The organism is Faecalimonas sp. LCP19S3_D12, assembly GCF_052121495.1.
In the GTDB taxonomy this organism is placed as follows: domain Bacteria; phylum Bacillota; class Clostridia; order Lachnospirales; family Lachnospiraceae; genus Faecalimonas.
The window spans coordinates 1-5,766 of record NZ_JBQKED010000080.1; the positions used below are offsets into that span (position 1 = coordinate 1).

Below are 5,766 nucleotides of genomic sequence, written 5' to 3' on the forward strand. Positions count from 1 at the left end.
TAACCTGTAACTTTGTCTACATATTCAATTTTCAAAGCAGCCACCGTAAGATGGCTTTGTTGTGATACGATTAAGGTAATGGATAACCTCTACTTTTCATTTTCAATCTTAATTCCTCCTAGACGCACTATGTCCAATTCGATGCAACACTTCTGTGATAAACTCGCGATAGTCAGCTGCCGGATTGGAGCGTGGTGAATATTCAAAAATACTTTCGCCGTGTGCAGGAGCTTCTGCGGCAGAGACGCTAGGGCGAATCTTTGCATCAAAGACGCAAGTATCCATCTGAGTGGCAATGTTTTCAGCCAGTTCACTGACTTCTTTAGCAAGAAGTGTGCGACGGTTATATTTTGTTAAAAGAATTCCAAGTACGTTAAGATGTGGGTTCACACTTTGCCGTACAGAATCGACAGTTTCCTTTAATTGTGTAAGACCGAGAAGACTCAAGATCTCTGGAGCCATCGGAATAATAAGATGATCTGCTACAGCGTAAGCGTTGACAGTCAAGATATTCAGAGCCGGTGGGGTATCAATAATAATGTAATCATAATCGTTCAAAACGGAATCAAGTGCTGATTTCAATAATAATTCACGGTTCGCACCTGCAAAGTCAAGTTCCGCACTGCTCAATAAAATATTGGAAGTGACGATATCACAGCCATTCACGGACTGAATGGCATCTTTCATCGAGACAGTACCCTTTAACACATCATGAATTGTGTATCCATCCTCGATATCAAGTCCGAGGCTAAAACCGAGATTCCCTTGTGGATCTAAATCAATTGCTAACACTTTTTTATCATAAAAAGAGGCGAGTCCGGCAGCGAGTGCACCAGAAGTTGTAGTTTTGCCTACACCGCCTTTTTGGTTGGTAAGAGCAATAACAGTAGCCAAAATAAATTCCTCCATTCATTCTCATTTGTAATATTAAAACTATTAACTAAAGTATACTATATGTCGATAGATAAGTACAGAGTAAAATTTTGATAGCGAACAGAATACCTTTGCAAAATAAAAGAGAAAGAGGAGAATGATTATGAATATTGGTGGTTTAAGTGGAACAACGAGCAGTACAATCAGAGGATACGGTGGTCTTGCCAGTGGACTTGACAGAGATTCATTAATTGAAGGTATGACATCAGGGACGACTGCAAAGATTAATAAGCAACAACAGAAAAAGACACTGTTACAATGGGAACAGACAGCAATTAGAAACATTACAGATAAGTTGACGTCCTTTGCAGATAAGTATACCTCTACATATGCATCTGGAACCAATTTGTTCAGCAGTTCTTTATGGGGACGTAATAAGATTACAGCCCTTGGAGCGAACAGTAAGTATGTCAGTGTATCTGGATCTGCCAATACAGCAGATACATTGGAGATTCAGCGTATTAAGCAGCTGGCGAAAAAGGCACAGCTGACATCTTCTGACAGAGTGTCAGATTCTACTCTGCAGACAGGGAAGATTGATTTAACAGAGCAACAAAAATCTGAGAATCTGGAAGGAAAGACTTTGACATTCAACTATGGAGACAAAGAGTACAGTGTTACACTTCCTACCGGGCAGGATAAAGATGGAAAAGAATATAAGTATGACACATTGGATAATGCAATTGAATCTATGAATCGTGCTTTCAAGGATGTGGAAGTAAGTGGCGGAAAGAAGCTTTCAGATGTTATTACTGTAGAAAAGAATGGTAATAAAATTCAATTTATAGATAAGGAGAAGGCGGGTAATACGTTAGAATTAACAGGTGGAAGTGCTGTTGAATATCTTGGATTTAACAAAAAAGATGCAGATGGAAATTTTGAAAAGGTTGTATTTACCAATACATCAGCTACATCCAATGAGGATGTTACCGAAGATAAGTTGATTACAAAAACACCGTTTATTGATCGCATTGCAGGAAAAAGTCTGACGTTTAATTATAATGGAACATCAAAGACGATTAAGATGCCGACGAAAGAGGAATTGGAAAAAGCTAGTCAGGATGGAAAACTCTCAGAAATGTTGAAAACTAGTATGCAGACACAGCTTGATGAAGCCTTTGGTAAAGGAAGAGTAAAAGTTGATTTTGTGGATGCAAATGGTTCAACTACAACTGGAACTACGGGAAGTTTTACATTCAAAACAACAACGCCGGATGGACAACCAGATAATAGTTCAGTTCTGGCATTGTCCTCGGCAGATATAGGAATGTTGGGAGAAAATGGGGCATTTAAGACTGCCTATGGTGAATCCAATCGCGTGAATTTAAATTCTACACTTGCAGAATCAGGGTTAAAAGGAGCAGATAAGCTTGCAAAATGGTTTAAAGATCATCCGGATCAAAAGTTTGCATTTACAATTAAGGATGGAATCAAAGATGTGAAGATTGAGATTTCCAAAGGTGATACGATGCAGGATGTCATGAATCGGATCAACGAGGAGACAAGTGTTCAGGTAACTTATCAGAGTACAACCGATAAGTTTGTATTTACATCAAAAAATGAAGGGGCAAGTGGAAGTTTTAAGTTTGAGACAGATAGTGCTAACGAAGAGATATTAAAAGGAATTTTTGGAGATAATATTACAACAGATGAGGCAAAGGGAAAAGATGCCAAATTGGAGGTAAAATACGCCGGTTCAGATGAAGTGGTTGAGATTACGCGAGATTCCAATACATTTAAAGTGGATGGAATGACGATCACTTTGAACGGAACTTTCGGATATGATAAAGATAATAATAAGATAGATGATACCGAGGCGATTACTTTTGATGCAAAGGTTGATAATGAAAAAATAGTAGAGACTGTGAAAGAGATGGTCAAAGAATTCAATGAGATTATCGAGCTTGTGAATAAGGAAGTAAAGACAAAGCCAGACCGTGATTATGCACCTCTTACAGATGAACAGAAAAAGGAGCTAAGCGAGAGTGAGATTGAGGCATGGGAAGAAAAAGCGAAAGAAGGACTTTTGTTTAATGATAATGATATAAAAGGATTAAGTAATGGACTTCGTTTTGTTCTCGGATCTGGAGATTTGCAAGCATTGGAGAAAATAGGACTTACAGTATCTTCTACAACATCTGACAATGGAAAATTGTCTTTTGACGAATCGAAATTTAAAGCAGCACTTGAATCTGATCCAGAAGGTGTAAAAGAATTATTTACAAAAGAACAGGTGAAAGACGAGGCTGGCAATGTTGTTCAGTCAAGCGGAATTGCAACGAACCTAAAGAATGTTTTGGACAAATATGCGAAGACAATCGGGGAGCCAAAAGGAATTTTGATTAACAGAGCGGGATCAATTAAATCACCTGCAAGTATTACACAGAATGAACTTTATAAACAGATACTAGAAGTTGATAAGAGAATTTCCAGCCTTCAGGATACTTTGAAAATGGAGCAGGATAGATATATTCGTCAGTTTACAACTCTGGAGAGTCTGATTGCACAGATGAACAGTCAAAGTAGTGCATTGAGCCAGTTTGGGGGCGGCTTTTAGTCTTTAAGGAAAGGAAAATATTATGTATCAGAATGGATATCAACAATATAAGGCACAGTCAGTATCGACAATGACAAGAGGAGAGATGCTATTGCTATTGTATGATGAACTCTTAAAAAGACTGACAAGAGCGGATTTAGCGCTTTCAGATGAGAATTACGAAGCTTTTGAACAGTCAGTAACACGTTCGAAAGAGATCGTGCAGTATTTGAATGATACGTTGAATAATGCTTATGAGATTAGTCAGGAGCTTCATCGACTGTATGAATTTTTCTTATATGAGATTAGCAGACTTCAGGCCTCTAGAAATAAACAGATTATCGTTGAGTTAAAGCCACTAGTAGTTGATCTTAGAGATGCGTTTTCAGAGGCTGAGAAAAAAGCGGATGTATAGAGCGGGAGAATTACATATGGTTGAAATTCAGGCAATTATGGAAGAAATTTTGAAAGGAATGCAAAGAAAGTATCGAGGAGTATTAGAGATTGAAAGACTCACAAAAGAGCTGGCAGATATGCTCTCAGTAGGAGATAGAGAGTCGGTACAACTTCTTTTAAATATGAGACAAGGTGAGATAGAGAAGACAAGAGATGAAGATTATGCATTGCACAAATTACTTGATGCGGTTGAGGGACAGAATAGAGAATATCTTGTGGAGCTCATGAATGGGAAGGAGAGTTCCACTCAAAACTCTGCAATGGAGCAAAAGATTTGTCAGTTAGCAGTGCAGACGAAGCATACACTTGATAAGACAATTGCGGTTGATCGGGTTTTGAGTAAAAAACTTGCTGGAAAAGACTCATACTATCAATAAAAAAAGAAACGGGAGAATGTTCATTGTTAAGAGATTCTCCCGTTTCTTTTTGCTACAAATCAACATCTTCAAGTACTTTTAGAATCAAATTGAAACGTTGTTTTAAGATTTTATTTTCTCTCATACACTCGCAAATTGAATGTGATGTGCAATTTTTATTTTCATCAATTCCTGATGGACTGGTTTCGTCAGAAAATTACTTGCACCGGCAGTTAACGCATCTGCTCTCATATTCATGCCATCTAGACTTGTAGAAAAGATTACAGGAATATTCCTTGTATGCGAATCTACTTTCAGTTCATGCAGAACAGTCATTCCGTCTGTTCCCGGCATCATCATATCAAGAAGGATCAAGTCAATTTCGGGATAATCTTTGAGATAGCCGAGTGCCTGAAACCCCGAACTCATGACAACTGAATGCATCTTTTAAAGCAGGCATAGTAGAGTCATCCAAAAATTTTAAAAGGAAGCGTTCCAAAATAGACTGCTGATTGCCGAAGCGGCGCAGCGTATCTGTAGAATCAATTCTTAAATCTTGTAATAAATTGTAAAAATCCATGTTTCCCCCTCTGTTGTATATTCATTTTACTAGAATTATAGCATAAAAAGTAGAACATTGTAAGTAACTATCTTATAGAAATTTTCCATAAAGGACCACCGGATTGGGCTGAATAATTCAATTCGTTCAAAATAAGTCCGGCCTGCCAGGGAATCTGTGTATTTTCCAGACTATTCGGATCTACAATGCGAACAGCTGAACCAGACCAATAGTCTGCAATGATGATAAAATGACCGCTGGAGGTAAAGTGACCGGGACCTACCAAGGCTACAAAGATAGATTCATCATGCAATGCCTGAATCATTCCCTGTTCTGTGTAATCAGAAAATGGCTCCACAGAAAGCCCGTAATATGCAGCACCTTCAGGAATCAGGGCATGGGCAGAACCGGAAGTACTGACCCAGTAATGATTGTCTCTTGCCCAGGCTGCCATAGCGTCTGGCGCAATCTCCTGCTCAGTAAAGCTTGATACGAGCATGGAAAGAACAGTTGGTCCGCAGCCGTAGATTGATATGGGATCATTTCCACCATACATGGTGTTACCCCATCGGGCATCGGTCTGGTTATAATAAGTTATAATCCCAATACTGCTTGGGATGGAAAGAGAGTATTTACCATCTTGAAATATGGGGGCAGTCTCATCTGTGGACAGGGTATATGTGGACACTTCTTTAGTACCCGAAGATGATGTGGACTGCTTATCAGAAGGTGTGGAAGTCATGGGATCCTGTGATGATGAACGATATACATATATGATACAGGCGATAATCAGTATCATAGTAAACAATATATTTTTTTTCATTTTTATATCCATTCCTTTCGCTTTGCTCAGGCACAAAACGTTATGAAAACAGTTTTCTACCCGGCTTTTTTTCTTTATAATTCTTTTTGTAGGGAACTCGGTA

General features: G+C 38.6%; 6 protein-coding genes. 3 read left to right on the top strand and 3 right to left on the bottom strand.

The window, feature by feature from the left end; genetic code table 11:
* Positions 1-108: 108 nt before the first annotated feature.
* Positions 109-894: an AAA family ATPase gene (locus ACTQXY_RS14925; protein WP_441660133.1), complete on the bottom strand. Its 786-nt coding sequence runs from the start codon at positions 892-894 to the stop codon at positions 109-111.
* Positions 895-1,036: 142 nt separating this feature from the next.
* Between ACTQXY_RS14925 and fliD the strand changes: the two genes are divergently transcribed.
* The 3 genes from fliD to ACTQXY_RS14940 are packed head-to-tail and all read left to right on the top strand — an operon-like array spanning position 1,037 to position 4,302.
* Positions 1,037-3,490 carry a flagellar filament capping protein FliD gene (fliD, locus tag ACTQXY_RS14930; protein WP_441660128.1) on the top strand — a complete coding sequence of 818 codons (2,454 nt, stop codon included), beginning with the start codon at positions 1,037-1,039 and terminating at the stop codon, positions 3,488-3,490.
* Between the two features lie 22 nt (positions 3,491-3,512).
* A complete protein-coding gene (gene fliS, locus ACTQXY_RS14935) occupies positions 3,513-3,884 on the top strand; it encodes a flagellar export chaperone FliS (protein ID WP_441660129.1) in 372 nt (123 codons plus the stop codon).
* 16 nt (positions 3,885-3,900) lie between these two features.
* Positions 3,901-4,302 carry a hypothetical protein gene (locus ACTQXY_RS14940; protein WP_441660130.1) on the top strand — a complete coding sequence of 134 codons (402 nt, stop codon included), beginning with the start codon at positions 3,901-3,903 and terminating at the stop codon, positions 4,300-4,302.
* 120 nt (positions 4,303-4,422) lie between these two features.
* Here ACTQXY_RS14940 and ACTQXY_RS14945 read toward each other — a convergent pair whose 3' ends face one another.
* On the bottom strand, positions 4,423-4,710 hold the full coding sequence (locus ACTQXY_RS14945; protein ID WP_441660131.1) for a response regulator: 288 nt from the start codon (positions 4,708-4,710) through the stop codon (positions 4,423-4,425).
* A gap of 218 nt (positions 4,711-4,928) precedes the next feature.
* Positions 4,929-5,766 (bottom strand): C39 family peptidase (locus ACTQXY_RS14950; RefSeq protein ID WP_441660132.1); only part of this gene is annotated, 838 nt, incomplete at its 5' end.